The following is a 2,840-nucleotide window of genomic DNA, read 5'->3' as shown; positions in this document are numbered from 1 at the left end:
GTGCTGATCCCGCGGGTCGGCATGGAGGTGCTGGTGGGCTTCGTCAATGGCGACGTGGATATGCCGCTGGTGATGGGCTGCCTGCCCAACGCGGCGAATCTGTTGCCCCTTGACCTGCCGGCGGAAAAGACCCGCAGCCTGTTCCGAAGCCAAAGCACCCCGGGCGGCGGCGGTTACAACGAGTTGCGCATTGAGGATCGCAAAGGCGCCGAGGAGATTTACCTGCGTGCCCAGCGCGACTGGACCCAGCACGTCTTGCATGACCAACACGTCCAGGTGGATAACCAGCGTCGGATCAAGGTGGGCGGCGAATCCCACCATGAGCTGCTGGGTGAAGAGCAGCGCATCACCCATGGCAATCGCCTCGCGGAACTCAAGCAGGATGATCATCTGGTCGTCGCTGGCTCGCAGCAGGTGCGGGCCGGGCGGACCATCCAGATCGGCGCCGGGCAAAGCGTGGTCATCGATGCGGGCGCCAGCGTGACAATCCAGGCCGGAGGGCAATCGATCACGCTGTCGGCCGCCGGAATTTTCAGCAGTGTGCCGATCCAGGTTGGCGGTGCACCCGCTGCCGTGCCGATGCCGTTGATGCCGGGTCTTACCGAAACGTTGTCAGCGGCTGTTGCTGCACCACTCAGTGGCGTACAGGTTGCCAGCCTCAAGCGCAGTGCGCCGTTTTGCGAGGAGTGTGAGCGCTGCAAGAACGGCCAGTGTGATATCCCCGGACACTCTCACCCTTAAATGGAATTTATCCCGATGTCTCAGTCCATGGTTCCCAGCGCCTGGCTCGCACAGTGGCCACTACAACCCGAGGAGCGCCTCTACGCAGTGTTGGGCAGCGCCAGCGAAGCCAGGCCGCTTAATGCATGGCAAACCCTGGCACCGAGGAAATTGCCGCATTCGATATGGGCCGGTACGGCTTACGCCGAATGGGTCGACGTCATGCCTTATGTGGGCATTGTTGAGCCGGGCAGTGCCTTCCTTGATTGGGTCGCCAGCGCCGAGGCAACGGACTGGGGTTGGCTCGCGGTCTCGTCCAGCCCACCGGAGACGGTGGCTGCGCACCTGCAAGGCCTGACCAAAGTGTGGTTGCCGGATGAGCAGGCGGTGTTTTTGCGTTTTTGGGATGGCGCTCAGTGGCTGCCCATTCTGCAGAAGCTCGGCGATGAGGCCGGGCGCGTGTTGCCGGTGTTTCAGCGTTACCTGATCAATGGCCAGCCGCTGGCCGTCAGCACCGGCCCGGCCACGGCGGCCAAGGCCAGCCCATGGTGGCAAGTGCCTGCGTCGCTGCTTGCACACTTGGCAGAGCAATCGCCGCAGGTGCTGATCGGCAACCTGCTGCAATGGCTCGAAGAACAGCGCCCGGACCTCTACACCGCGCTCAGGCCTGCGACCTTGCGGCACAAGGTCGCCTACTTTTCGTGCAGGCCCGACGTCAGCCCTCAAGCGCTGGCGGATTATCTGGCTTCAGAGTTGAGTTGAAGCCAGGGCCTGCTGCAGGTCCTCGATCAGGTCTTCAATCGCCTCGATGCCGACCGACAGGCGAATCATCTCCGGCTTCACGCCGGCCTTGGCCTGTTCCTGCTCGTTCATCTGCCGGTGAGTGGTGGACGCGGGGTGGCAGGCCAGGGATTTGGCATCGCCAATATTCACCAGCCGCTTGAAGATTTGCAGCGCATCGTAGAAACGCACGCCGGCGTCATAGCCGCCCTTCAAGCCGAATGACAGGATCGCCGAGGGTTTGCCCTGCATGTATTTCTGCGCCAAGGCGTGGTGCGGGTGGTCCGGCAGCCCGGCGTAGCTGACCCATTCCACCTCGGCGTGGCCTTGCAGGAATTGCGCAACCTTCAGCGCGTTTTCGGTATGGCGCTCCATGCGCAAGGCCAGGGTTTCCAGGCCTTGCAGCAACAGAAATGCATTCATCGGCGCCAGCGCAGCCCCGGTGTTGCGCAACGGCACGGTGCGGGCGCGGGCAATGAAGGCGGCGGGGCCGAACTTTTCCGTGTAGACCACCCCGTGGTAGGCCGGCTCCGGTTGGTTGAGGCCGGGGAATTTTTCCGGGTATCGGGTCCAGGGGAAGCTGCCGCTGTCGACGATCACACCGCCCAGGGAGTTGCCATGGCCACCCACGTACTTGGTGACCGAGTGCACCACGATGTCGGCGCCGAACTGAATCGGCTTGCACAGGATCGGCGTGGCCACGGTGTTATCCACCATCAGCGGTACGCCGCGCGCATGGGCGACATCGGCCAGGGCTTCAATGTCGATAATATTGCCTGCCGGGTTGCCGATGCTTTCGCAGTAGACCAGCTTGGTGTTGTCGTCGATCAAGTCGGCGATGGCCTGGGCAGAGTCGTCGCGGGCGAAGCGCACGTCGACGCCAAAGCTTGGCAGCAAGTGGGCGAACAAGGTGTAGGTGCCGCCGTAAAGCTGGGGCGTGGTGACGATATTGTCGCCCGCACGGGTGAGGGTCTGGATTGCATAGTTAATCGCCGCGCTACCGGCCGACACGGCCAGGGCGGCGATACCGCCTTCAAGGGCGGCAATGCGCTGCTCCAGCACGTCGTTGGTCGGGTTCATGATGCGTGTGTAGATGTTGCCGGGCACGTCCAGATTGAACAGGTCGGCGCCATGCTGGGCATTATCGAACTCGAAGGCGACGTTCTGGTAGATCGGCACGGCGACGGCCTTGGTGGTCGGGTCCGACTTGAAGCCGTGGTGCAATGCAATGGTGGCGTCTTTCATGATGCGGGTTGACCTCCTTGGATTCCAGGGTTGCCCCCAAGCAATGTGGGGGCTGGCTTGCCTGCGATGCCAGCACCGCGGTGTACGGGTAATAC

The 2,840-nt window shown here is 62.9% G+C and carries 3 protein-coding genes; 2 read left to right on the top strand and 1 reads right to left on the bottom strand.

What is annotated here, in order from left to right:
• Together FEM54_RS29595 and FEM54_RS29590 are read left to right on the top strand one after the other, a co-directional pair.
• On the top strand, positions 1 to 741 hold a 741-nt coding region (locus tag FEM54_RS29595; protein ID WP_420875333.1), incomplete at its 5' end, for a bacteriophage T4 gp5 trimerisation domain-containing protein.
• Positions 742 to 756: 15 nt separating this feature from the next.
• Positions 757 to 1,482: a DUF4123 domain-containing protein gene (locus tag FEM54_RS29590; protein WP_138453958.1), complete on the top strand. Its 726-nt coding sequence runs from the start codon at positions 757 to 759 to the stop codon at positions 1,480 to 1,482.
• Here the strand turns inward: FEM54_RS29590 and FEM54_RS29585 are convergent.
• On the bottom strand, positions 1,468 to 2,745 hold the full coding sequence (locus FEM54_RS29585; protein ID WP_138453957.1) for an O-acetylhomoserine aminocarboxypropyltransferase/cysteine synthase family protein: 1,278 nt from the start codon (positions 2,743 to 2,745) through the stop codon (positions 1,468 to 1,470). The genes FEM54_RS29590 and FEM54_RS29585 overlap by 15 nt on opposite strands.
• Positions 2,746 to 2,840: the final 95 nt, after the last annotated feature.

This window comes from Pseudomonas edaphica (assembly GCF_005863185.1).
Taxonomy (GTDB): domain Bacteria; phylum Pseudomonadota; class Gammaproteobacteria; order Pseudomonadales; family Pseudomonadaceae; genus Aquipseudomonas; species Aquipseudomonas edaphica.
The sequence above is the reverse complement of the archived record's forward strand: the minus strand, read 5'-3'. Positions and strand labels throughout refer to the sequence as shown.